Source organism: Massilia sp. BSC265 (genome assembly GCF_000740675.1).
Classification (GTDB): domain Bacteria; phylum Pseudomonadota; class Gammaproteobacteria; order Burkholderiales; family Burkholderiaceae_D; genus Telluria.
Map to the genome: position 1 here is coordinate 1 of NZ_JPXI01000005.1, position 23,960 is coordinate 23,960.

General features: G+C 64.6%; 23 protein-coding genes, 1 tRNA gene and 1 rRNA gene. 12 read left to right on the top strand and 13 right to left on the bottom strand.

What is annotated here, in order from left to right:
- From MA09_RS00285 to MA09_RS00295, 3 genes are all read right to left on the bottom strand, one after another.
- Nucleotides 1–948: ribosomal RNA gene (locus tag MA09_RS00285) — 16S ribosomal RNA — on the bottom strand; the annotation flags it as partial.
- Nucleotides 949–1,381: 433 nt separating this feature from the next.
- Nucleotides 1,382–2,941: a phospholipase D family protein gene (locus MA09_RS00290; RefSeq protein WP_081897336.1), complete on the bottom strand. Its 1,560-nt coding sequence runs from the start codon at nt 2,939–2,941 to the stop codon at nt 1,382–1,384.
- A 3-nt stretch (nt 2,942–2,944) separates the two neighbouring features.
- Nucleotides 2,945–3,724 (bottom strand): enoyl-CoA hydratase-related protein, encoded by a 780-nt coding sequence (locus MA09_RS00295; RefSeq protein ID WP_036244264.1) that lies wholly within the window; start codon nt 3,722–3,724, stop codon nt 2,945–2,947.
- A 172-nt stretch (nt 3,725–3,896) separates the two neighbouring features.
- Between MA09_RS00295 and MA09_RS00300 the strand changes: the two genes are divergently transcribed.
- Nucleotides 3,897–5,114 (top strand): MFS transporter, encoded by a 1,218-nt coding sequence (locus tag MA09_RS00300; protein ID WP_081897337.1) that lies wholly within the window; start codon nt 3,897–3,899, stop codon nt 5,112–5,114.
- Between the two features lie 4 nt (nt 5,115–5,118).
- On the opposite strand, the gene MA09_RS00305 is transcribed toward MA09_RS00300, so the two are convergent.
- Complete coding sequence (locus MA09_RS00305; protein WP_051933048.1) at nt 5,119–6,360, bottom strand: murein transglycosylase A; 1,242 nt, start codon at nt 6,358–6,360, stop codon at nt 5,119–5,121.
- Between the two features lie 17 nt (nt 6,361–6,377).
- Here MA09_RS00305 and MA09_RS24970 point away from each other — a divergent pair, with 17 nt between their 5' ends.
- Nucleotides 6,378–6,530: a hypothetical protein gene (locus MA09_RS24970; protein WP_200883012.1), complete on the top strand. Its 153-nt coding sequence runs from the start codon at nt 6,378–6,380 to the stop codon at nt 6,528–6,530.
- Here the strand turns inward: MA09_RS24970 and apaG are convergent, their stop codons facing one another.
- Nucleotides 6,531–6,905, bottom strand: coding sequence for a Co2+/Mg2+ efflux protein ApaG (apaG, locus tag MA09_RS00310; protein ID WP_036244266.1), 375 nt, complete (start codon nt 6,903–6,905; stop codon nt 6,531–6,533).
- Between the two features lie 157 nt (nt 6,906–7,062).
- Here apaG and rpe point away from each other — a divergent pair, with 157 nt between their 5' ends.
- The 8 genes from rpe to MA09_RS24390 all read left to right on the top strand — a co-directional run bounded on the left by rpe (nt 7,063) and on the right by MA09_RS24390 (nt 13,894).
- The gene (gene rpe / locus MA09_RS00315) at nt 7,063–7,734 is read left to right on the top strand and encodes a ribulose-phosphate 3-epimerase (protein ID WP_036244267.1); all 672 of its coding nucleotides are present in this window, start codon (nt 7,063–7,065) and stop codon (nt 7,732–7,734) included.
- Complete coding sequence (gene gph / locus MA09_RS00320) at nt 7,734–8,432, top strand: phosphoglycolate phosphatase (RefSeq protein ID WP_036244269.1); 699 nt, start codon at nt 7,734–7,736, stop codon at nt 8,430–8,432. The genes rpe and gph overlap by 1 nt, the downstream gene beginning before the upstream one ends.
- Nucleotides 8,433–8,633: 201 nt before the next feature.
- Complete coding sequence (trpE, locus tag MA09_RS00325; RefSeq protein WP_036244271.1) at nt 8,634–10,142, top strand: anthranilate synthase component I; 1,509 nt, start codon at nt 8,634–8,636, stop codon at nt 10,140–10,142.
- Between the two features lies 1 nt (nt 10,143).
- Complete coding sequence (locus MA09_RS00330; RefSeq protein ID WP_036244272.1) at nt 10,144–10,707, top strand: aminodeoxychorismate/anthranilate synthase component II; 564 nt, start codon at nt 10,144–10,146, stop codon at nt 10,705–10,707.
- Nucleotides 10,708–10,800: 93 nt separating this feature from the next.
- Complete coding sequence (gene trpD / locus MA09_RS00335; protein ID WP_036244274.1) at nt 10,801–11,838, top strand: anthranilate phosphoribosyltransferase; 1,038 nt, start codon at nt 10,801–10,803, stop codon at nt 11,836–11,838.
- A 10-nt stretch (nt 11,839–11,848) separates the two neighbouring features.
- Nucleotides 11,849–12,484, top strand: a complete 636-nt coding sequence (locus MA09_RS00340) for a LysE family translocator (protein ID WP_036244275.1) — start codon at nt 11,849–11,851, stop codon at nt 12,482–12,484.
- 8 nt (nt 12,485–12,492) lie between these two features.
- Nucleotides 12,493–13,293 carry an indole-3-glycerol phosphate synthase TrpC gene (gene trpC, locus MA09_RS00345; protein WP_036244277.1) on the top strand — a complete coding sequence of 267 codons (801 nt, stop codon included), beginning with the start codon at nt 12,493–12,495 and terminating at the stop codon, nt 13,291–13,293.
- Nucleotides 13,294–13,393: 100 nt separating this feature from the next.
- Nucleotides 13,394–13,894: an energy transducer TonB gene (locus MA09_RS24390; protein WP_152594504.1), complete on the top strand. Its 501-nt coding sequence runs from the start codon at nt 13,394–13,396 to the stop codon at nt 13,892–13,894.
- A 459-nt stretch (nt 13,895–14,353) separates the two neighbouring features.
- Here MA09_RS24390 and MA09_RS00360 read toward each other — a convergent pair whose 3' ends face one another.
- From MA09_RS00360 to MA09_RS00390, 7 genes are all read right to left on the bottom strand, one after another.
- Nucleotides 14,354–15,661 carry an amidohydrolase gene (locus MA09_RS00360; RefSeq protein ID WP_036244278.1) on the bottom strand — a complete coding sequence of 436 codons (1,308 nt, stop codon included), beginning with the start codon at nt 15,659–15,661 and terminating at the stop codon, nt 14,354–14,356.
- Between the two features lie 70 nt (nt 15,662–15,731).
- Nucleotides 15,732–17,561, bottom strand: coding sequence for a M61 family metallopeptidase (locus MA09_RS00365; protein WP_036244280.1), 1,830 nt, complete (start codon nt 17,559–17,561; stop codon nt 15,732–15,734).
- 80 nt (nt 17,562–17,641) lie between these two features.
- On the bottom strand, nt 17,642–18,223 hold the full coding sequence (locus MA09_RS00370) for an NTP transferase domain-containing protein (protein WP_036244281.1): 582 nt from the start codon (nt 18,221–18,223) through the stop codon (nt 17,642–17,644).
- Nucleotides 18,220–20,433: a xanthine dehydrogenase family protein molybdopterin-binding subunit gene (locus MA09_RS00375; RefSeq protein ID WP_036244282.1), complete on the bottom strand. Its 2,214-nt coding sequence runs from the start codon at nt 20,431–20,433 to the stop codon at nt 18,220–18,222. Before MA09_RS00375 ends, MA09_RS00370 begins: the two co-directional genes overlap by 4 nt.
- A 10-nt stretch (nt 20,434–20,443) precedes the next feature.
- A complete protein-coding gene (locus MA09_RS00380; protein ID WP_036244284.1) occupies nt 20,444–20,902 on the bottom strand; it encodes a (2Fe-2S)-binding protein in 459 nt (152 codons plus the stop codon).
- A 158-nt stretch (nt 20,903–21,060) separates the two neighbouring features.
- Nucleotides 21,061–21,780, bottom strand: a complete 720-nt coding sequence (locus MA09_RS00385; protein ID WP_036244285.1) for a DsbC family protein — start codon at nt 21,778–21,780, stop codon at nt 21,061–21,063.
- 24 nt (nt 21,781–21,804) lie between these two features.
- Nucleotides 21,805–23,040 (bottom strand): FAD-dependent monooxygenase, encoded by a 1,236-nt coding sequence (locus tag MA09_RS00390; protein ID WP_036244288.1) that lies wholly within the window; start codon nt 23,038–23,040, stop codon nt 21,805–21,807.
- Nucleotides 23,041–23,169: 129 nt separating this feature from the next.
- On the opposite strand from MA09_RS00390, the gene MA09_RS00395 reads away from it, so the two are divergent.
- Both MA09_RS00395 and MA09_RS00400 read left to right on the top strand, forming a co-directional pair.
- Nucleotides 23,170–23,245 (top strand) — tRNA-Phe (locus MA09_RS00395).
- A gap of 68 nt (nt 23,246–23,313) precedes the next feature.
- Nucleotides 23,314–23,655, top strand: coding sequence for a zinc ribbon domain-containing protein YjdM (locus tag MA09_RS00400; protein ID WP_036244290.1), 342 nt, complete (start codon nt 23,314–23,316; stop codon nt 23,653–23,655).
- Between the two features lie 57 nt (nt 23,656–23,712).
- On the opposite strand, the gene MA09_RS00405 is transcribed toward MA09_RS00400, so the two are convergent.
- Nucleotides 23,713–23,960 (bottom strand): IS3 family transposase (locus tag MA09_RS00405; protein ID WP_036244293.1); only part of this gene is annotated, 248 nt, incomplete at its 5' end.

The following is a 23,960-nucleotide window of genomic DNA, read 5'->3' on the forward strand; positions in this document are numbered from 1 at the left end:
AATCCACATCATCCACCGCTTGTGCGGGTCCCCGTCAATTCCTTTGAGTTTTAATCTTGCGACCGTACTCCCCAGGCGGTCTACTTCACGCGTTAGCTGCGTTACCAAGTTAATTAAAACCCGACAACTAGTAGACATCGTTTAGGGCGTGGACTACCAGGGTATCTACTCCTGTTTGCTCCCCACGCTTTCGTGCATGAGCGTCAATCTTGACCCAGGGGGCTGCCTTCGCCATCGGTGTTCCTCCACATCTCTACGCATTTCACTGCTACACGTGGAATTCTACCCCCCTCTGCCAGATTCAAGCCTTGCAGTCTCCAACGCAATTCCCAGGTTGAGCCCGGGGCTTTCACGTCAGACTTACAAAACCGCCTGCGCACGCTTTACGCCCAGTAATTCCGATTAACGCTTGCACCCTACGTATTACCGCGGCTGCTGGCACGTAGTTAGCCGGTGCTTATTCTTCAGGTACCGTCATTAGCCAAAGGTATTAGCCTCGGCCGTTTCTTCCCTGACAAAAGAGCTTTACAACCCGAAGGCCTTCTTCACTCACGCGGCATTGCTGGATCAGGCTTGCGCCCATTGTCCAAAATTCCCCACTGCTGCCTCCCGTAGGAGTCTGGGCCGTGTCTCAGTCCCAGTGTGGCTGGTCGTCCTCTCAGACCAGCTACTGATCGTCGCCTTGGTAGGCCTTTACCCTACCAACTAGCTAATCAGATATCGGCCGCTCCACAAGCATGAGGCCCGAAGGTCCCCCACTTTCATCCGTAGATCGTATGCGGTATTAGCGTAACTTTCGCTACGTTATCCCCCACTTCTGGGTACGTTCCGATATATTACTCACCCGTTCGCCACTCGCCGCCAGGTTGCCCCGCGCTGCCGTTCGACTTGCATGTGTAAAGCATGCCGCCAGCGTTCAATCTGAGCCAGGATCAAACTCTTCAGTTCAATCTCTGTTTGTTGACACTTTCGTGTCACCCTGATTTCTCAGGGGTCGCTCACTCAAAATACTGACGAAACCTTCTTGCGAAGATTTACGTTTATTTCTTGTGAACATTTGATAATTTAAGTAATCACTGACCGAAGCCAGCGGCACCTTCATCAAACGCCCACACTTATCGACTGTTGATTGTTAAAGAACCGTTGTTCTGTACTACCTTGCTGCACCGTGCGAAGCGTTGTGTTCGTCAGCAGCAGAGGAATGAGATTATGCAGCGTTTCCTGATCATCGTCAACCCCCTCTTCCACTTCGTCGCAGATTTGTCTGCCAACCTTGCCAACTTAACCATCTGATTTCGTTGAACTTTTTCGGTCATTGCCGAAGCGGTTGCGAACTATAGCAAACCGCTGCACCGCTCCGCAAGGCCTTCGTCGAAAATTTTTAAAGGAGCCAGTCGATCGGCAAAAACGACAGCAATTGGACACCTGCGCGCTTCCAGACTGTCGTTCCCGGCTCCTGGTGGTGACGCCTGACTTCGCCACCTGTGCGCTCGAGCCAGTACAGTTTTCCCTGCTCGTCCAGGCGAACTTCATAGGCGGTTTCGGGAATGCTTTCGTCCAAGGTCTGGTCCAGTTGCCCGGCCAGCTGCGGGCTCTCGATCACCAGCCCCATTTCGGTATTCAGGTCGATCGACCGCCGGTCCATGTTAAAGGAACCGACATACACAGCGCGGCCGTCGACACCAAACGTCTTGGCATGCAGGCTCGAAGCAGAGCTGCCGAAACGCCCCTTTCCTCGCTGGGGCAGTTCGGCTCCCCAGGTGCGGCGCAGCTCGAACACCGAAACGCCAGCGGTGATCAGCTCGCGCCGCCACTTGGCATACCCTGCGTGCACGGCCGCCACATCGGTCGCCTCCAGCGAATTGGTCAGCACGCGCACCCGCACGCCTGCACGCGCGATGTCGCCGAGCGTCTGCGCGGCATCCTTGCTGGGGACGAAATAGGGCGAAACCAGGTCGAGCTGCCGCTTCGGCTCCCCCAGCAGTTTTCGCAGGCCGACGGCCATTCGCTCGTCCGGGTCCGCCTGTCCCAGCACTTTTCCCGGGTCGTCGCTGACGAGCCGGGTGGGGCTCCACGCCAATGGCAGCCGGCCCTGCACCAGCTGCTTGACGAAGGGCGAGGTCCGGATCGCTTCCAGGTAACGCTGGGCCGCAGGCTGACCGCGCAGGGTCGCCGCGCGCTCGGCCAGTGCGCCGGGGCGCTCCGCTTCGCCGGTATCGACCAGCGTGGTGACGGGATAGGCCGATGCGCTGTTCCAGTAGCGGTCGAAATCCTGCGACACGTCGCGCACCGCCGGTCCGACCGCCAGCACGTCGAGGTCGACGAACAGCATGTCCCCCGCGACACCGAAGTACTCGTCGCCCACATTGCGTCCGCCGACGATGGTCGCCTGGCCGTCCGCCGTAAAGGACTTGTTGTGCATGCGCCGGTTCAGCCGGCTGAAGTCCGTGAGGTAGCCGAGGCCGCGCCAACGGCGCAGCGCGAAGGGGTTGAAGAGACGCACCTCGACGTTCGGTTCACGGTCGAGGGCCGCCAGGGCCGGATCGAGACCGCTCGTATTGTTATCGTCCAGCAGCAGGCGGACGCGCACGCCGCGCGTCGCGGCATCGCGCAAGGCGTCCAGCATCAGTGTACCGGTCAAATCGTCGCGCCATATATAGTACTGGACGTCGAGGCTGCGCTCCGCGCTGCGGGCGAGCAGGACGCGTGCCGCGAAGGCATCGCGGCCGTCGATCAGGGGAGTGACTCCGGATCGGCCGGGATGCGCGGCTGCCTGCGGGGCGATGGCCTGCCCCAGCCGTGTCGTGTGGGTGCCGTCCAGCGCGAAGCTGGCGACGCGCTGGCCCAGTGGGGGCAGCGCGCTGCAGCCATAGGCCGCCACGGCGACGATGACGAGCGCCACCGCTCCTCGACGCAATGCCGGGAACGATGCCGCCCTCATCGCTTACATTCCTTCGAAATTCGGCTTGCGCTTCTCGAGGAAGGCCGACATGCCTTCTTTCTGTGCAGGGGTGCCGAAGCCGGCGTGGAAGTAGCGGCGCTCGTAGCGCACGCCTTCGTTCAGCGGCATCTGGTAAGCCTGGTTGACGCAATCCTTGATCTGCATGGCTACCGAGACCGGCATCTCGGCGATACCCTGGGCAACCTTGATCGCCTCTTCCATCACGGTGTCGAGCGGGTACACCCGCGACACCAGGCCGGTGCGTTCCGCCTCGGCGGCGTCGATCATGCGGGTGGTCAGCAGCATGTCCATCGCCTTCGATTTCGAGATCGCGCGCGGCAGGCGCTGGGTGCCGCCGGCGCCCGGGGTGACGCCGACCTTGATTTCCGGCTGGCCGAACTTGGCAGACTCCGACGCGATGAGGAAGTCGCACATCATGGCCAGTTCGCAGCCGCCGCCCAGGCAATAGCCCGACACCACGCCGATCACCGGCTTGCGGATGTTCAGGATGTGTTCCCAGTTGCGGCCGATATAGTTGCCCGGATAGGTGTCCGCCGCATAGGTGTAGTTCGCCATGGCCGCGATGTCGGCGCCTGCCGCGAAGACCTTGTCGCTGCCGGTCAGGACGATGACGTTGACCGCCGGGTCGGCGTCGAACTTGACCAGTGCGTCGCCCAGTTCGTTCATCATGTTGTCGTTCAGCGCGTTCATCGCTTTCGGACGGTTCAGGCGGATCACGACGACCTTGCCGTGGTTTTCGATCAGCAGATCTGCATATTCCATGTGACTTTCCCTTGTGAGGTTAACCGGATTGCCGGGATTGTAACGTCTCGCACAGAATCAAACACGGTATGATTATTTGTTCAGCAATATTCTGTGCGAGATCACCATTCCTTCGTTTGGCACTCATCGGCTACACACCTGGCTGCAAAAACGCATTCCCGCCGATTCGGTGATGCGCAAGCCAGACTTCCGCCGATTCTGGTTCAGCAGCATCCTGGCCCACTTCGGCGCCCAGATCACGCTGCTGGCCCTGCCGATCTGCGCGGTACTGATGCTGCATGCGACCCCGGCGCAGATGGGCACCCTGGCTGCCTTCGAGTCCCTTCCCTTCCTGCTGTTCGGGCTACCCTCGGGCGTCCTGCTGGACCGCAGCCGGCGCCTGCCGGTCATCATGTGCAGCGATCTGATGGTGGCAATTGCGCTCGCCAGCGTGCCCGTGGCCTGGTGGCTCGACATGCTCACCATCCCCTGGCTGTATGCGGTCGGCTTCGTGATCGGCACCGGCCACGTGGTGGGCGGCAGCGCGGAACAGGTGTTCCTGACCTTCCTGGTGGGACGCGAGGGCCTGGTCGACGCCCAGGCGAAGTTCGCGTCCACGGAATCGGCCGCACGGGTGCTCGGCCCGGGCATGGCCGGCGGCCTGGTGCAGCTGCTGGGCGCGCCGATCGCCATCCTGTGCAACGTGGCGAGTTTCATCATTTCCTTGCTCAATCTGCGCCGCATCCGCGCACGCGAACCGCAACCGCCGCCCTCGAACTCCCATCCGCTGCGCGATATCCAGGAAGGCCTGGCTTTTGTGTGGAACCAGCCGCTGCTGCGCACCCTCGCCTGGGTCTCGGCGTGCTGGCACCTGCTGTTCTATGGCTACACCGCCCTGCACGTGATCTTCGCCACCCGCGTGCTCGGCATGACGCCGGGGACCATGGGCATGGCCAACATGCTGGGCGGCCTGGGTGTGCTGGCGGCCTCGCTGCTGGTCAAGCCACTCTCGCGGCGCTTCGGCACCGGCGGCGGCATCCTGGTCGGCCTATGCGTGTCGGCGCTCGGCTTCGCTCTGGTGCCGGCGATCCCGCCCTCGCTGTTCGGCAGCACGGCATGGACGGTGGCCGCCTACGCCATCGTGGTGTTCTGGATCGACTGCGGCGCGACATTGTTTTTCGTGCCCTACATCGCCCTGCGCCAGCGGGTGACGCCGGACGCCGTGCTGGGGCGGATGGTGGCAACCATGCGCGCCCTGACCGTGGCTGCGGCGCCAGTGGGCGCCCTGCTGGCGGGCGGGCTGGGTGAAAGCTTCGGCGTGCGCGAGGGCCTGGGCTGCATCGCGGCCGGTGCCGTGCTGCTGGCGGCCGGCGGCGTGTTCGGCACGCGCCTGAAGGACGCGAAAGAGTAAACGCTTACTGCACCGCGCGCGGCAGCAGCACCCAGATCATGCCGGGCTGCTTCATCTTGCCCGCCCGGTCCATCGCCTCCGGACCGAAGCCGTAGAAGAAGTCGGCCCGCACCGCACCGCGGATGGCGCCGCCGGTATCCTGCGCCATCATCAGGCGCTGCATCGGCACTTCGCTGCCGGCCTCGGTGGTCGCAAGGAACAGCGGCGCACCGAGCGGAATGAAGGCCGGGTCGATCGCTACCGAACGCCCCGGCGTGAGCGGCACGCCGAGCGCGCCCTTCGGACCGAGCGAGGGATCGGGCAGCTTCTCTTCACGGAAGAAGATGGTGCTGGGGTTCACGTTGAACAGCTCCTGGCGGCGCCCCGGATTGGCCGCGATCCAGGCGCGGATGCCCTGGGCGGTGGCCTGCTCGGCGGTAAGCTCGCCCTGCTCCACCAGCCAGCGGCCGATTGCCTTGTAGGGATGGCCGTTCTGGTCGGCGTAGGCCACGCGTATCGTTTCGCCGCTGTCGAGTTGCACCCGGCCCGATCCCTGCACTTCAAGGAAGAAGGCCTCGACCGGGTCGTTCACCCACAACAGCTCCTTTCCGGCCAAGGGTGCACGCGCGATCTCGGCGCGGGTGCTGTACGGGACCACGGTCTTGCCCGACAGGCGGCCGCGCAGGCGCATGCCCTTCAGCTGGGGATAGACGCTGCCCAGGTCGACTGTGAGCAAGTCGTCCGGGACCCGGTAAAGCGGCGTCTGGTAGGCCCCGCTGCGCTTGCGCGAGCCGTACAGCATCGCTTCGTAGTAGCCGGTGATCAGGCCCGTATCGGCGCCGTCGGCCGCGCGCACCAGGTTCGGCACGAACCAGGTCTCGAAGAAGCGGCGCACCGCGGCGCCATCGCTTCCGTTGGTAGCGCGGGCCGCAGCGCACACCGCTTTCCACTCAGGCTTGCTGGCCAGGCCGCGGCAGGACTGCAGCAGGGCCGGCCAGGCCTGGCGCAGGTCATCCTGTTCCCAGCCCGGCAAGGCGCTGAAGGTCGTCGGCGTCATGAGGGGAACCGGCGCCGGTAGCGGGGCCGGCGGTGCCGGCTGGGCAGGCGCGGGCTGCTCCGGCACGTAGACCGGCCCCACCGGCGGCGGCATGCGCACCGGCTCGGCGGGCTTGGCCGGCGGCTGCGGCTGCGGCGGCGTAGTCGAGCAGGCCGCCAAAAAGGCGACGAGGGCAAGCGAAGCGGTTACACTGCGGCGTGTCGAAAGCATAAGACTGAAGGACCGATATGTGGATCTTGATGGTGGAAGCCGGCGTGGCACTCTTCCTGCTCGTCTTTATCGTCTGGTGGACGATGTTCGCAGGCCGCAAGGACGTGCCGCGCGACGAGCCGGCGCACAAAGAGCGGGCCGAAAAGGGCCGCGACGCCGGGGAGCAATAATCAGTGCAGCGCCCCCGGCTGCGCCAGCACGAACTCGGGAATCGGCACTTCGAAGCGGTGGCCGTCCTCGGCCACGCAGAAGTATTCGCCTTTCATCGAGCCCTGTGGCGTTGCCGCCTGGGTGCCGCTGGTGTACTCGAACTGCTGGCCCGGCTGCAGCAGCGGCTGGTGGCCGACCACGCCCAGGCCGCTCACTTCCTGCACTGCGTTGTTGGCGTCGGTGATCACCCAGTGGCGCGAGATCAGCTGGGCGGCGATGCTGCCCGTGTTGGTAATCGTGATCGTATAGCTGAACACGTACTGGTCCCGTTCCGGGCTGGACTGTTCGGGCAGGTACTGGGTCCTGACCTTGACAGCGAATTCATAGGCGGGCATGGGGGTTCCTTGCGTGATCGTCAATATTGGTGGAAACGCCATGTGTGGCGCAAACGACAATCATACCGCGCGACGCCATTCCTGGTCGCCCCGGGCGCAGCGGGCCTGCGCTTCATCAGCGTAAAATAGCGGATTCCCTTTATTTGCACGACCGCCCATGACCACCTACCGCATCGCCCCCAGCATCCTGTCCGCCGATTTCGCCCGCCTGGGCGAGGAAGTGCGCAATGTCGTCGCCGCCGGCGCCGACATCATCCACTTCGACGTGATGGACAACCACTACGTCCCGAACCTGACCATCGGCCCGCTGGTGTGCCAGGCGATCCGTCCGCACGTGCAGGTGCCGATCGACGTGCACCTGATGGTCAAGCCGGTCGACCGCATCATCCCGGACTTCGCCAAGGCCGGCGCCGACATCATCACCTTCCACCCGGAAGCCTCGGAACACATCGACCGCACCCTGCAGCTGATCCGCGATAACGGCTGCAAGGCCGGGCTGGTGTTCAACCCGCACACCCCGCTGCACTACCTCGAACACGTGATGGACAAGATCGACATGATCCTGATCATGTCGGTGAACCCGGGTTTCGGCGGCCAGTCCTTCATCCCGCAGGCGCTCAAGAAGATTGCCATGGCGCGCCGCATGATCGACGAATCGGGCCGCGACATCATGCTCGAGGTCGATGGCGGCATCAAGGCCGAGAACATTGCCGAGGCGGCAGCCGCCGGCGCCGACACCTTCGTGGCCGGCTCGGCCATCTTCGGCAAGCCGGACTACAAGGCCGTGATCGACGCGATGCGCGGGGAACTGGCCAAAGTGGGCAAGTAATGCGCAGCGGCGCAGCGGCCGTCCGGGCCGCCATCATCGACCTGGACGGCACCATGCTCGACACGGTGCCCGACTTCGAGGCAGCCCTGAACGGCATGCGCGCCGACCTGGGCCTTGCTCCCATCACGCAGGAGACCATCAAGCCGCTGGTCGGCAAGGGTTCCGAAAAACTGGTGCGCGACGCGCTGCTGCTCGACTGGGATGCGGCGCGCGTGGACGCCGTGTTCGATGAGGCGCTAGCCGGCTACCAGCGCCACTACCTGGATATCAACGGCGACCGCAGCACGCTGTACGACGGCGTGATCGACGGCCTGCAGGCCATGCTCGACATGGGCCTGCGCCTGGTGTGCGTGACCAACAAGCCTGTTGCGTTCGCTTTGCCCCTGCTGGAGCAGAAAGGTTTGGCGCCGTATTTCGAGCATGTGTTCGGCGGCGATTCTTTTGCGAAGAAAAAGCCGGACCCGATGCCGATGCTGGGCGCCTGCGCCGCGCTGGACCTGGCGCCATCCATGGTGGTGGCGATCGGCGATTCGTCCAACGACGCGGAAAGCGCACGTGCCGCCGGTTGTTTCGTGCTCACGGTCCCATATGGTTATAACCACGGACGGCCTGTACAAGAAATTAATTCTGATGGTATAGTGGGTTCGCTGCTAGAAGCGGCAGAGCAGATATCTGCGCATAACCACACCGCAAAATAAGTTATCTATACATGTTTTTCACCAAAAAACACACTGTCAACCAGACCGGCGCCCTTGAGGCCTGGCTGTGGCGACGCTGGCAATCCTGGGCCAACTAACCCGTCCCCGATTGCTGCCGGCCGTGCTCGCGATGTGCGCCGACCTGCAGGTTTTTTGAAGTGAACCACCGCCCTTCCTCCCCTGGGCGGTCTGGAGAAAAGCATGACCGAACTCGAATTCAAATCGCTGGCCAACCAGGGCTACAACCGCATTCCCCTGATCGCGGAAGCCTTTGCCGACCTCGAAACCCCGCTCACGCTCTACCTCAAGCTGGCCCAGTCCCAGCAGACCGGCAAGAACACCTTCCTGCTGGAGTCGGTGGTCGGCGGCGAGCGCTTCGGCCGCTATTCCTTCATCGGCCTGCCCGCCTCGACGCTGATCCGCAACAGCGGCAAGCGTACCGAAGTCGTCAAGCACGGCGAAGTGGTCGAGACCCACGAAGGCAATCCGCTCGATTTCATCGAACAGTTCCAGGCGCGCTTCAAGGTCGCCCTGCGTCCCGGCATGCCACGCTTCTGCGGCGGCCTGGCCGGCTACTTCGGCTACGACACGGTGCGCCACATCGAGCGCAAGCTGGAGAACAGCTGCCCGCGCGACGAGCTGGGACTGCCGGACATCCAGCTGCTGCTGACCGAAGAACTGGCCGTGATCGACAACCTCTCGGGCAAGCTCTACCTGATCGTATACGCCGACCCGGCCCAGCCGGAAGCCTTTGCCAAGGCCCGCCAGCGGCTGAAAGACCTGCGCGTCATGCTGCGCCGGAGCGTCGATGCGCCGGTCACTTCCAGCTCGGTGCGTACCGAGGCGGTGCGCGACTTCAGCAAGGAAGACTATTTAAAAGCGGTGGCCAGGGCCCACGAATACGTGATGGCGGGCGACCTGATGCAGGTGCAGATCGGCCAGCGCATCCGCAAGCCCTACGTGGATTCGCCGCTGTCGCTGTACCGCTCGCTGCGTTCGCTGAACCCGTCGCCTTACATGTACTACTACAACTTCGGCGACATGCAGATCGTCGGCGCCTCGCCGGAGATCCTGGTGCGCAACGAAGCTTTGCAAGGTGTTGGCAATGAGGGCGGCAAGAAGGTCACGTTGCGCCCGATCGCCGGGACCCGCCCGCGCGGCGCCACCCCGGAACGCGACACCGAACTGGCGGCCGAACTGCTGTCGGACCCGAAGGAGATCGCCGAGCACGTGATGCTGATCGACCTGGCGCGCAACGACATCGGCCGCATCGCAGAGACCGGCAGCGTGAAAGTCACGGACCGGATGGTGATCGAGAAGTACTCGCACGTGCAGCACATCGTCTCCAACGTCGAAGGCAAACTGAAGGACGGCATGTCGAACCTCGACGTGCTGCGCGCCACCTTCCCGGCCGGGACGCTCACCGGTGCGCCGAAGGTGCGGGCGATGGAAGTCATCGACGAACTCGAGCCCGTCAAACGCGGCATTTACGGCGGCGCCTGCGGCTACCTCTCCTTTGGCGGCGAGATGGACGTGGCGATCGCGATCCGCACCGGTGTGATCAAGGACGGCAACCTGTACGTGCAGGCCGCGGCCGGCATCGTGGCCGACTCGATCCCCGAGATGGAATGGCAGGAAACGGAAAACAAGGCGCGCGCCGTGCTGCGCGCGGCCGAACAGGTGCAAGACGGCCTGGATGGGGAGTTCTGACATGCTGCTAATGATCGACAACTACGACTCGTTCACCTACAACATCGTCCAGTACCTGGGCGAACTGGGCGAGGACGTGCGCACCGTGCGCAACGACGAGATCACCCTGGCCGAGATCGAAAAAATGGCGCCCGAGCGCATCTGCATCTCGCCGGGCCCGAAGGCGCCGAAGGATGCCGGCATCTCGCTCGACATCCTGCGCGAATTCAAGGGCAAGCTGCCGATCCTGGGCGTGTGCCTCGGCCACCAGGCCATCGGCGAAGCCTTCGGCGGAAACGTCATCCGCGCCAAGCAGGTCATGCACGGCAAGACTTCGCTCATCGCCCACACCGGCGAAGGCGTTTTCAAGGGATTGCCTAGCCCGTTCACCGTGATCCGCTACCACTCGCTGGCGATCGAACGCGCTTCGCTGCCGGATTGCCTGGAAGTGACGGCATGGACCGACGACGGCGAAATCATGGGCGTGCGCCACAAGGAGTACGACATCGAGGGGGTGCAGTTCCATCCCGAGTCGATCCTGTCGGAACACGGCCACGCCCTGCTCAAGAATTTCCTCGCGCGCTGATGCGCTCACGCATGCGCCGCGACGGCGACGCCGTGCCAGCGCAGTAAAGCCCGCGCAGTAAAGCCCGAATTACGCTTATTGACTGGAATAGCCATGCCGATCACCCCCCAAGAAGCCCTGCTGCGCTGCATCGAACACCGCGAGATCTTCCACGACGAGATGCTGCACCTGTTCCGCCAGATCATGTCGGGCGAGATGTCGCCGACCATGGTGGCGGCGCTGACCATGGGCCTGCGCGTGAAGAAGGAAACCATCGGCGAGATCACCGCCGCCGCCCAGGTCATGCGCGAGTTCTCGACCAAGGTGCCGATGGCCGACACCACCAACCTGCTCGACATCGTCGGCACCGGCGGCGATGGCGCCCACACCTTCAACATCTCGAGCGCCGCGATGTTCGTGGCGGCCGCTGCCGGCGCGCGCGTGGCCAAGCACGGCGGACGCAGCGTGTCCTCGTCCTCGGGCAGCGCCGACCTGATCGAGTCGCTCGGCGCCCAGATCGACCTGAAACCCGAACAGATCGCCCAGTCGATCGCCCAGACCGGCATCGGCTTCATGTTCGCACCCAACCACCACGCCGCCATGAAGCACGTGGCGCCGGTGCGCCGCGAACTGGGCGTGCGCAGCATCTTCAACATCCTCGGCCCCCTGACCAACCCGGCTGGCGCACCGAACATCCTCATGGGCGTGTTCCACCCCGACCTGGTCGGCATCCAGGTGCGCGTGCTGCAGCGCCTCGGCGCCCAGCATGCGATGGTGGTGTGGGGCCGCGACAACATGGACGAGGTCTCGCTCGGCGCCGGCACCCTGGTCGGTGAACTCGTGGGCGGCGAGATCCGCGAGTACGAGATCCATCCGGAAGACTACGGCATGTCGATGATCTCGAGCCGCAACCTGAAAGTGGCCAACACCGCGGAATCGAAAGAGCGCGTGATCGAAGCGCTGCGCGGCGAGCCCGGTCCGGCGACCGACATCGTGGCCCTGAATGCCGGCACCGCCCTGTATGCGGCCGGAGTCACCGGCTCGATCGAGGAAGGCCTGGCGAAGGCGCGCGCCACGATCGCTTCCGGCGCGGCCCTGGCCAAGCTCGAGCAGTTCGTCGCCGTCACCCGCCAGCTCGGCGGCCAGGCTTGAAAGGACCGGCATGTTCGGCATCCATGACCTCCCCCTCTTCGTCATTTCCGGCCTGCTCCTCAACATCATGCCGGGCCCGGACTCGCTGCTGATCATGACCCGCAGCGCGACCCAGGGCTGGCGTGCCGGCGTCGCGGCCTCGCTCGGCATCGGCGCCGGCACCCTGGTGCACATCTTCGCCGCCGCGCTGGGACTGTCGGCGGTGCTGTCGACCTCGGCCACCGCGTTCACGGTGGTGAAGCTGGTCGGCGCGGCCTATATCCTCTACATGGCGGTGGGCCTGCTGCGTGCCCGCAAGGCCGACGGCGCTGTCGCGGCGCCGGTGCTGCCTGCCCTGCCCTACCGGAAGATCTTCGCGCAGGGTTTCCTGACCAATGTGCTCAACCCGAAGGTCGCCCTGTTCTTCCTGGCCTTCGTCCCGCAGTTCATCAGCTTCGACGCACCGAACAAGGCATTGGCCTTCATCGTCCTCGGCGCCATCTTCAACTTCAACGCCATGCTGTGGTGCTGCGCCCTCGCCCTGACCACGGCCAAGGCCAGCGAGCGCCTCAAGCTCAACCCGACCGTCTCGCTATGGCTCAACCGCGCCACCGGCGGCCTGTTCGTCTGGCTCGGCGTGAAGCTCGCACTTTCCAAACAACACTGAAGTCCCTCATGTCCGATATTCTGAACAAGATCCTGGCCGTCAAGGCCGACGAAGTCACGGCTGCGAAAAAGGCGCGCGACCTGGCCAGCCTGCGCCGCGACGTGGAAAGCGACAGAGGGGCACGCCGCGCCATCCGCGGTTTCGAGAACAGCCTGCGCAACAAGATCGCGGCAGGCCACGCCGGCATCATTGCGGAAGTGAAGAAAGCCTCGCCGTCGAAAGGCGTGCTGCGCCCGGACTTCCAGCCGGCGGCGATTGCGCAAAGCTATGCCGAGCACGGCGCAGCCTGCCTGTCGGTGCTGACCGACGTGCAGTTCTTCCAGGGTTCGGTGGACTACCTGCGCCAGGCGCGCGCGGCCTGCGCGCTGCCGGTGATCCGCAAGGACTTCATCGTCGACCACTATCAAGTGTACGAGGCACGCGACATGGGCGCCGATGCAATCCTGCTGATCGTGTCGGCCCTGGACCATGGCCTGATGGCGGAACTGGAAGCCTGCGCAATTGAGCTCGGCATGGACGTGCTGGTCGAGGTGCACGATGGCGACGAACTGACCGCGGCGCTGAAACTGAAGACGCCGCTGCTCGGCATCAACAACCGCAACCTGCGTACCTTCGAGGTGTCGCTCGATACCACCCTCGGCCTGCTGCCGCGGATCCCGGCGGAGCGCCTGGTGGTGACCGAGTCGGGCATCATGGGGCCGGCGGACGTACAGCGGATGCGCGAGGCGAACGTGCATGCCTTTTTGGTTGGGGAAGCCTTTATGCGGGCGCCGGAGCCTGGGGTCGAGCTGCAGAGATTGTTTGGCTGACATCCGCGGCTGACTAAGCTCAGCGGAACTAAGGATGAATGAACAGCGTCGAAGCTAAGCGCTCTTGAAGCGCCAACCTGCGACGTTTCATTCATCTGCCATGAACATTTCTCTTCGCAGTAAAGCGCTGCACGCGCTCGTACCCACCACGCTGCTGGCAATCCTGTGCGGATGCGCCAGTCCTCCACCTCCCGTTCCCGTCGAAGATCGAAGCTCGATTGCCACCGAGCGCGAGCCGACGGCCGCACCCGCTCCCCCACCGTCCCTCACGCTCGACGCCTACAAGGCGCACGTGGCGCGCCACATCGTGGAACGCAATGCCGACCGCACCTTCAGCGGACGCCTGCCGCCCATGCTGCCGGCGATCGTGGTCGTCAACATCACGGTGGACCGGGACGGCCAGATGACCGACGTAAGAGTGCAGCGCTCGCGCGATCCGGATGCATCCAGGGTCGCGCTGGCCTCGATGCTGCGCAGCGGGCCGCTGCCCCGCCCCCAGGGCCTGCTCGCAGCGAACAGCGGCGCGGTGACCTTCTCCGAGACCTTCCTGTTCGACCGCGACTACCGCTTCCAGCTACGCACGCTGGCCGGGCCGCAATAAAAAGAAAAAGCACGTGACCCGCACGTGCTTTTTGCATTCGATGCGCTTCAGAATGCCGACCCTTGTCCGGCATCCCGGCACGATCAGTTCGATCCGCCGGCAGCGGCCTGTGCAGGCACTATTGCATCCGCCTGCGCAGTGCCCGGCGCAGCGGCTGGGGCAAGGGCCGTCTGGCTTATCATGATCTGGAACAGGTTTGGATAGTCGTAGGCGGCGCCCGAAGCGACGTCCACGCCCGCCCATACGACTCCGCCGAAGATGATGTTACCGAAGGCCATTCCCTTGAATGGATACCGGCTTGTTTGCCGGATTCGTTGTGAAAACGACCGTTATAAGGAATGCAGTTCTGTTCAGCAACGAATATTTTAATTTGGAAAATACTCGTTGCCTGGATGATGCGGAACGTGAGCTTCCTGTCACATGATGGCAGGGCGACGGCTCGCCAAGGCCTTGAAGTCCTTACCGGCCAAGCACATTCAGCACCGCCAGGCTCATCGCCTGTGCCGCTGTCTTGATGGACGGTTCCGGCACCGGCGCATAGAAGGGCGAGTGGTTGAAGGCGATCGGCTTGCCGCCGGGGCGCTCGGCTTCAAGCACCGCCTTCGGGTCATACACGCCGGTGAAAAAGAACATCGACGGCACGCCCTCGTTGACGAACAGCGAAAAATCTTCGCTGGCGGTCATGGCCGGCATGCGCTGGGCGTTGGCGGCGCCGAAGGCATCCTTGAACACTGCTTCGGTCTTGGCCACCAAGGCTTCGCTGTTGACGATGGCGGCGCCACCGCTGATCAACTGCACATCCGGGGCCGGTGCGCCGGCCATGGCGGCCGAGGCATTGGCGACGCGGCGCACGCCGTCGAGCAGCTTGGCGCGCACGGCCGGGCTGTACGAGCGGATGGTGCCGCGCACCTGCACGTTGTCCGGAATGATGTTACCGACCGTGCCGCCCTGGATCGCGCCGATCGTCACCACGCCGAATTCCTTCGGATCTTTTTCACGGCTGACCACCGTCTGCACATCGACCACGAAGCGGGCCGCGATCATGATCGGGTCGACCGACTTGTCCGGCGCCGAGCCGTGGCCGCCGCGGCCCTTGAACACGATCTCGATCGCGTCCGAGTTGGACGACACCGGGCCGGAATTGAAGCCGACGGTACCGTACGCCAGCGGCCAGGAATGCAGGGCGAAGGCATAATCGGGCTTGGGGAAGCGCTTGAACAGGCCATCGTCCAGCATCGCCTTGGCGCCGGAGACGATCTCTTCTGCCGGCTGGGCGATGAAGATCAGCGTGCCCTTCCAGTTCGCTTTCATCTCGGAAAGAACGCGCGCCGTACCGAGCCAGCCGGCCATGTGAACGTCGTGGCCGCAGCTATGGGTCACGAAGCTCTCGCGGCCGTCGCTCACCGCCTTGGCGCGGCTGGCATAGGGCAAGCCGGTCTTTTCTTCCATCGGCAGGCCGTCCATCTCGGTTCGCACCAGCACCGTCGGGCCGGCGCCGTTCTTCAGCACGGCCACGATGCCGGTCTTGCCGACCTTTTCGGTCACCTCGAAGCCGAGCTTGCGCATCTCGGCGGCAAGCTTGCCGGCGGTGCGCACTTCCTGGAAGGCGATTTCGGGGTTGGCATGCAGGTCCTTGTAGACTGTGTCGAGCCAGGGGTACATGGCGTTGACGCGGGTCGTGATGTCGGTTTTTAGCGGGGCGGGGAGCTGGGCGGATGCGGATGCGGTGCAGAAGGACAGGACGGCGGCGGTCAGGGCGTTCTTCAAATGAGCCTCAGTGCATGTTCGGTTTGGACGCGCGGACGGCAAAGCCGTCCACCCTACAAATAACGACCTGTCAAACGCTGCTAGGACGCTTCAAGGCAGTCGACTTCTTGCCGGCGACGGCCTGCGACAGGGTGATGGTCGGCATCCGGTCGCCCTGCAGCGTCACGTCGAAGGCCATCAGCTCGTCGCGGCGGAAGGCGTGGACGGTGACCTTGTCGCCGACGCGGTAGCGCTGCAACAGCGTGTCCACGTTGGACGGATTGCCGGTGGCGCGCAGGCCGTCGATCGCAATGACGACGTCGTGCGCCGACAGGCCGGCGCGGTGCGCGGCGCCGCCTTCATGCACCTGGGTCAGCTTGGCGCCCAGCGGGTCGCGGCCGATGCCGGCGTCGAGCGAAGGCTTGCCGCCCTTGCGCTCGTCCACCAGCTTGACGCCGAAGGGCGCGTACAGCTTGGCCAGCGGCAGGTCGTCGGTGCCGCGCACCCAGCGTTCGAACTGGGTGCGCAGGCGCGTGCCGGCCACCTCGTCGAAGATCGCCTCGACCTCGGCGTCCGTCACGCCGCGGCCCGCGCCGTTGTAGAAGTCACGCCCGAAGCGCTCCCACAGCGCCAGCATCACGTCGTCGAGCGACTTGCTGCCATTCGTCTTGGCGCGGATGGTCAGGTCGAAGGCCAGGCCGATCAGGGAACCCTTGGTGTAGTAGCTGATGATCGCGTTCGGCGAGTTCTCGTCCTGGCGGTAGTACTTGCTCCAGGCGTCGAAGCTCGAATCGGCCACGCTCTGCTTGAGGCGTCCGCTGCCGCGCAGGACGCCGCCGACCGTCTTGGACAGCAGCTTGAAGTAGGTCGCTTCGCCGATGATCCCGGCGCGCACCAGCATCAGGTCGTCGTAATAGCTGGTGAAGCCTTCGAACAGCCACAGTAGCGGCGTGTAGTTCTCCACCTGCAGGTCATACGGTGCGAACACCGCCGGTTTGATGCGCTTGACGTTCCAGGTATGGAAGTACTCGTGGCTGCACAGGCCCAGGAAGCGCAGGTAGCCCTCTCCCGGTTCGGCGCTCTTCGGGTTGGCCGTGCTCGGGAGGTCGGCGCGCGCGCAGATCAGGGCGGTGGAAGCACGGTGCTCCAGGCCGCCGTAGCCGTCGCCGATGGCCATGGTCATGAAGACGTAGCGGTCCATCGGCGCGCGCTTGGTGTGCGGCTCGAAGAAGGCGATCTGCGTTTCGCAGATGGCTTTCAGGTCCGCCTGCAGGCGCGCCATGTCGAGGTTGGGCACGCGGCCGGTGATGACGATGTCGTGCGGGATGCCATGCGCCTTGAAGGTGGCCAGCTCGAAGTCGCCCATCTCGACCGGGTGGTCGATCAGTTCGTCGTAGTCGGCGGCGATATAGGTGCCGAAGCCGTATCGCTTGGCGCCCAGTTCCTTCATCGCCGTAGCGACGCGCCAGCTCTTCGCAACCGGGTCGCCGGGGCGCTGGATGTCCACCTGGTGGGGCAGAAGCTCCTGGCCGGCCACGCGCAGGAACACGCTGGTGCCATTGAAGAAGCCGTGGGTCTGGTCGAGGTGGGCGGCACGGACCGACAGGTCCCAGGCATAGACCTCGTAGTGCACGGTCAGCGGACCGCTGGTACGCCCGGCGCGCCAGGAGTGCTTGTCCAGTTTGGTCAGCAGCACGTCCTGGCCCCCGCTTTCGGCGCGGATGCGCACGATGTTGCGGGCGAACTCGCGGATCATGTAGCTGCCGGGGATCCATGCCGGCAGCGTGAATACCTGTCCCTCAGGGTCGGGGGCCGCTACCGTGACCGTGACGTTGAACAGGTGGCCGGCCAAATCCTTGGGTACGATGGTGTAGAGGATGGCGGGCTGCTCGGACTTCTTGCGTTGGGAAGGTTTTTTCATATTTGTAGGGGGATGCGGCCTGAATATGCTCCCTAGTGTAATCGGATTCGATCAGCACTGGAAAGAATGGCATGCATACTTCATTCCGGCAGGTCGGAGGGCGTATCGATGTCGCGCAGGATGCCGGGGTCGCTCACTGCGATTTCCAGCACCGGATACGCCTGCAGCAGCCGGCGCGCGCCCTGGTCGCCGTGCATCGCCAGCAGCGCGTCGCAGTGGCAGGCGTCGAAAGCGACCGGGTTGCCGCGCCGTCCGCCGTGCACCGGCACCGCAATGCCGGCGCCCGCCTGTACCGCGTCGCGCAGCGCAGCCAGCGTGGATTCCGTTACAAAAGGCATGTCGCCCAGCGCCACCAGCCAGCCCTCGGTCGGCAATGACTGGCGGATCGCATGGGCCAACGAAGCGCCCATCCCGGTATCGGCATCCGGGCACACAGTCACTTCGCAGCCGAGCGCGCGCAAGGCCGCGTGCACCCCGCCATCTTCGGGCCGGACCACCGCGACCACGCGTGACACGCAGGCGAGCAGGCGGCGCGCGCTGGCGACGACCACCGGTTCGCCGCCGGGCAGCTGCTGGAGCAGCTTGTTGCGCTGGCCCACAGGGTCGAAGCGGCGGCCCCGGCCGGCAGCGAGCAGGATGCCGGTCAAGACCGTCGGTTTCACGCCGAGGCCAGGTCGAAAGGCAGCTTGCGCAGGCGCTTGCCGGTCAGCCGGAACACGGCGTTGGCAAAGGCCGGCGCCAGTGGCGGCAGGCCCGGCTCGCCGATGCCGGTGGGCGGATCGTTCGAGGGCACGACGTGCACCTCGACCTGTGGCATCTCGTGGTGGCGGGCCACGACGTAGTCGCCGAAGTTCTGCTGCTCGACCTCGCCGTCCTTGAGCGTGATCGCGGCGCCCGGCAGGGTCATGCCGAGGCCCATCAGGGCCGCGCCCTGCACCTGCGCCTCGATCGTCAGCGGGTTGACCGGCTGGTTGCAATGCACGCCCGCGACCGCGCGGTGCAGCTTCGGAACACCCTCGACCACCGAGGCCTCGACCACGTAGGCGACCACCGAGCCGAAGGACTCGTGCACCGCCACTCCCCAGGCGCGGCCTTTCGGAAGCTTCTTCGTACCGTAGCCGGATTTCGCCACCGCCAGGTCGAGCGCCGCGCGGTGGCGCACGTGCTTCTCGCCCATCAACTTCTTGCGGTAGGCGACCGGATCCACCTTGGCGATGTGCGCCGCCTCGTCGATCAGCGTCTCCATCACGTAGGCGGTATGGGTGGCGCCGACCGAGCGCCACCACAGCACCGGCACGTTCTGCTTCACGCCCTCGACCGCCAGGTTCATCGGCACGACATAGGGCTCGCCCATGCCTTCGACGGTGCTGCCGTCCACGCCGTCCTTGACCATCCCCTGCTCGAAGATGGTGCCGGCCATGATCGACTGGCCGACGATCTTGTGGTCCCAGGCCACGATCTGGCCCTTGCCGTCGATGCCGAGGTCGGCGCGGTGCACGTAGGAGGGGCGGTAGTAGCCGCCGCGGATGTCGTCCTCGCGGCTCCACACCAGCTTGACGGGGCCGCCTCCACCCGCCGCGCGCCACGCCTTGGCGACCCGGACCGTGTCGCCGATCCAGTCCGACGAGAGCACCGCACGGCGGCCGAAGCCGCCGCCGGCCATCATGGTATTGATTGTTACCTGCTCCGGCTTGAGGCCGAGGATCCCTGCCGCCACCTGCTGGTCGACCGTCTGCGACTGGGTGCCGGCCCAGATCGTGCAGGCGTTGTCCTTCAGGTCGACCACGCAGTTGAGCGGCTCCATGGGCGCATGCGCCAGGTAGGGGAATTCATAGACCGCCGAAATCCTGTGCGCAGCGCCGGCCAGTGGCGACACGTCGGCCTTGCGCGCCGAGGCGCCGCCCGGGGCCTTGGCCAGCTTGCGGAACTCTTCCAGCTGCTGCGCGCTGCTGACTTTCTCCACGCTGCTCGTATCCCACTCGGCCTGCAGCGCCTCGCGGCCCTGCTTCGCCGGCCAGTAGCCTTTTGCGAACACGGCAACGCCACGGGCGTCGCGGTCCAGGTCCACTTCCAGCACGTCGACCACGCCCTTGACGGCACGGGCGGCGGCGGCATCGAACTTCGTGACCTTGGCGCCGAACACCGGCGGGCGCGCCACCAGGACGGTCAGCACATTGTCCGGCGTGAAGTCGATGCCGAACTGCTGGCGGCCGCTCGATTTGGCGCGCGCGTCGATGCGGCGCATCGGCTTGCCGATGTAGCGGTACTGTTTCGGCTCCTTCAGTACGACGGTGGCAGGCACCGGCTGCTTCATCGCGGCCTCGGCCAGCGACCCGTAGCTTGCCTTCTGCCCCTTCGGGCCGAGCACCATGCCTTTCGAGGTGCTGCATTGCGAAGGCTCGACCTTCCACTGCTCGGCCGCTGCAGCAACCAGCATCGCACGGGCGCGCGCGCCGATCTCGCGGTACTGCGTGAAGCCGCGCGCGATGCTGCCCGAGCCGCCGGTGATCTGGATGCCGAAGGCCGGATCCTTGTAGGCGTCGCCGGCCGGGGCCAGCTCGCCGCGCATCTGCGACCAGTCGGCGTCGAGTTCTTCGGCGATCAGCATCGGCAGCGAGGTGTGCACGCCCTGGCCGAATTCGAGGCGGTTGACGATGACGGTGATGGTGTTGTCCGGCGCAACCCGAAGAAAGGCATTAGGCGCATACACTTTTGCATCAGCAGCTTGTGCAAAGCGATGCGCGCCCGGCAGGGTAAAACCCAGCACCAGCCCGCCGGTGGCGGCGCCGGCGGCCTTCAGGAAGCCGCGGCGCGACAGCCCGGCGCCGGCAGCGCGTGCGGCGGCAGCGCGATCGATCCAGTCGAAGTTCATCGCGCTCTCCTCAGGCCAGGGTGTTGGCGGCATCCTTGATGGCCGCGCGGATCCGTTGGTAGGTGCCGCAGCGGCAGATGTTGCCGCTCATCGCGTTGTCGATGTCGGCATCGCTCGGGCGCTTGTTGGCGCGCAGCAGGACCACGGCGCTCATCACCTGGCCGCTCTGGCAGTAACCGCACTGCGGCACGTCGTGCTTGACCCAGGCATCCTGCACGGCCTTGCCGACCTTGTCGTTCTCCATCGCCTCGATGGTGGTGATCTTCTGGCCCTGCGCAGCCGAGATCGGCGTGACGCAGGAGCGGATCGGGTTGCCGTCCAGGTGCACGGTGCAGGCGCCGCACAGCGCCGCGCCGCAGCCGAACTTGGTGCCCGTCATGTTGAGGTTGTCGCGCAGCGCCCAGAGGATGGGCGTGCCGGGATCGGCGTCGACCTGGAGGTCGCGCCCGTTGATGTTCAAGGTGACCAATGTACTGCTCCCTGTTTGGACTACGTAGTTGTTATCGTTCTTCGTAGGGTGGGCGGGTCTCCCGCCCACGCGGCGGTAATTACCGGCTCCGTTTTCGTTCCGGATGATCTTGCAGCTAACAATCACCGCGTGGGCGGCTCAGCCGCCCACCCTACGGTTTACTTCAGCGACTGCAGCTTGGCCTCCAGCCCCTTCAGGTCGATCGCACCCGGGATACGGGAACCGTCGGCGAAGAAAATGGCCGGCGTACCCTGGATACGCAACTTCTGGCCGAGGGCCAGCACTTCGTCGTTCGGTGTCTTGCAGGCGTCCGGCGCAGCGGGAGGCAGTTTGCCGTTGATCATCCAGTCATCCAGTGCCTTGACGCGGTCCGGTGCGCACCAGATGTTCTTCGACTTCGTGAACGAATCCTCGGACAGGATGTTGTACATGAAGGTGTAGATCGTGACGTTGTCGATTTCCTTGAGCGTGGTCTGGCGCAGGCGTTTGCAGTAGCCGCAGTTCGGATCCTCGAATACGGCGATGACGCGTTTGCCGTTGCCCTTGACCTGCTTGAGCGCCAGCTCGAGCGGCAGCTCGCTGAACTTGATCTTGTTGATCTCCTCGACCCGGGCGCGGGTCAGGTTGGTCGAGGTCTTGGTGTCGTAGACATGGCCAATGAACAGGTAGTCGCCCTTCTTGTCCGTGTACAGAATGTCGCCGGCGACGCGTACTTCATACAGGCCGCTATAGGGCGTCTCGCGGACCGATTCGATCTTGGCCCCGCCCAGGCGCGGTTCGAGCGCCTTCTTGATGGTGGCTTCGGTGGTGTTCTGCGCTTCCACGCAGGATGCGAGCAGGCCCGTCGCCAGCAGGACGGCGACCTTCGTTTTCAACATGACAATTCCTTAAAGGCTCGGTGGTTACTTGCCCATCGCATGCGCCATCAGACGACGCTTTACTGAGGGCAATTTATCGAGCAAGTTTAATCCGAAATTACGCACGACGCGCACCGGCTCCAGATTGGCGCCGAACAAGCGTTCGAGCCCGTCGGTTGCCCATTGCATGAGCAGCACGTCTTCCTTGCGCTTGCGGGCATAGCGCGCCAGCACGCGCTCGTCGGCGATGCCGCGCCGGTCTTCCCGGTTGCGCAGCACGTCCAGCAGGTCGACGATGTCGCCGAAGCCCAGGTTCATGCCATGGCCGGCCAGCGGGTGCACCGCATGGGCGGCGTCGCCCACCAGCGCCACGCGCGGGGCGACCAGCGAGTGCGGGCGTACCAGCGCCAGCGGCACCGCCTTGACGGCTTCCGGCTGCAAGGGACGCAGGGTGCCGAGCTTCTCGTCGGCATATTCAGCCAGGCGGATCGCCAGCTCGCCGAGTGACTCGTCCATCAGGGTATCGGCCAGGGTTTCCGGGGCCGACCACACCAGCGAGACGCGATTGCCCGGCAGCGGCAGCAGCGCGATGATGCCGTCGGCGCAGGTGAACCACTGGTAGGCCACGCCGTGGTGCGGCTTGTCGCAGGCAAAATTGGTGACGATGGCGCGCTGGTGGTACATGCGGTAGTCGACGCCGATGTCGCACTGGCCGCGCACCCAGGATTCGCGGCCGTCGGCGCCGATCACCAGTTCGCAGGCGATCCTGGTGCCGTCTTCCAGCAGCACGGCCGCCCCCAGGTCGCTGGAGGTGAGGTCGACCGCGCAGCCGGACACCATCTGGACGTTGGCGGCGAACTTGAGCGCCGCGTCCAGCGCGCCGTTCAGGTTGCTGTCCTCGACGATCCAGGCCAGGGTGCCGACGTGGGCGCCGAAGGCGTCGAAACCGAGCTTGCCGCCCTGCTGGCCGTCGCCATTGATGTCCATTGCGTCGACCGCCTGCACCCGCGCCAGGTCGAGGGCGCCCCAGACCTTGAGCGAGGCCAGCAGGTCGTGGGCCGTGTGGTTGAGGGCGTAGACGCGCACATCCCAGGGTTTTTCCGCCGCGGACGAGCTTGGCGCATGTCCTCCGTCTAGCGCCGGGCGCGATGGCGGCACCAAGAGGGTGACGCTGTATCCCGACTGGGCGAAACCGAGGGCGGCAGTCTTGGCGATGGCGCCGTTGCCGACGATGCAGACGTCGCTGCGGTACTGGGCGGCGATGTTGGTGGTAGTAGTCATAAAACACATTATAGCGAGATGTCAACAGCGCGCTGGGCATCTTGAGCGTGCCACATCCGCTTGCCAGGCGCACCGTGCGCATGGGGGCTTGCGCAGATGAAAATCGCTGGCTATAATCATGCCTCTCTTGGCCTGGTAGCTCAGTTGGTAGAGCAGAGGATTGAAAATCCTTGTGTCGGTGGTTCGATTCCGCCCCGGGCCACCAAGATTCAGCAAAACGCCACCTTCGGGTGGCGTTTTGCATTGTGCCCTCTGTTTTTACCGGATACCGCCATGACTTCTCTTCCGCCCTGCCCTGCCTGCAGTTCCTCCCTGAGCTACGAGGATGGCTCCGGAAACTATGTCTGCCCGGAATGCGCGCATGAATGGCCGGTCAAGGCCGCGACGGAGCAGGAAACGCAGCGCGTGTGGCGCGACGCTTCCGGCAACCTGCTGCAGGACGGCGATACCGTCACCGTCATCAAGGACCTCAAGCTGAAAGGCGGGGGCGGCGTGGTCAAGCAGGGAACCAAGGTCAAGAATATCCGCCTGGTCGAGGGCGACCACGACATCGATTGCAAGATCGACGGCTTCGGCGCCATGAGCCTGAAATCGGAATTCGTCCGCAAGAGCTGAGCAAATAAAAACGCCACCGCATGTGAACTGACCCCATAAAGTTGGACGGTTAGTTTGCTAAGCGGCCAAGGCCTGAGTCCTGTACTGAACGGGACTCAGGCCTTTTAGTTTGAGCTTGATGCGGTCGTGATTGTAATAGCGGATGTAGTCAGTCAAGCCATCGCGCAACTCATCGACGGTGGAAAACTTGTTCAGGTAGAAGAACTCGGACTTGAGGACTGCGAAGAAACTCTCCATGGCCGCGTTGTCGAGGCAGTTGCCCTTGCGTGACATGCTCTGCACGAGCTGGCGTTCACGCAGCTGGC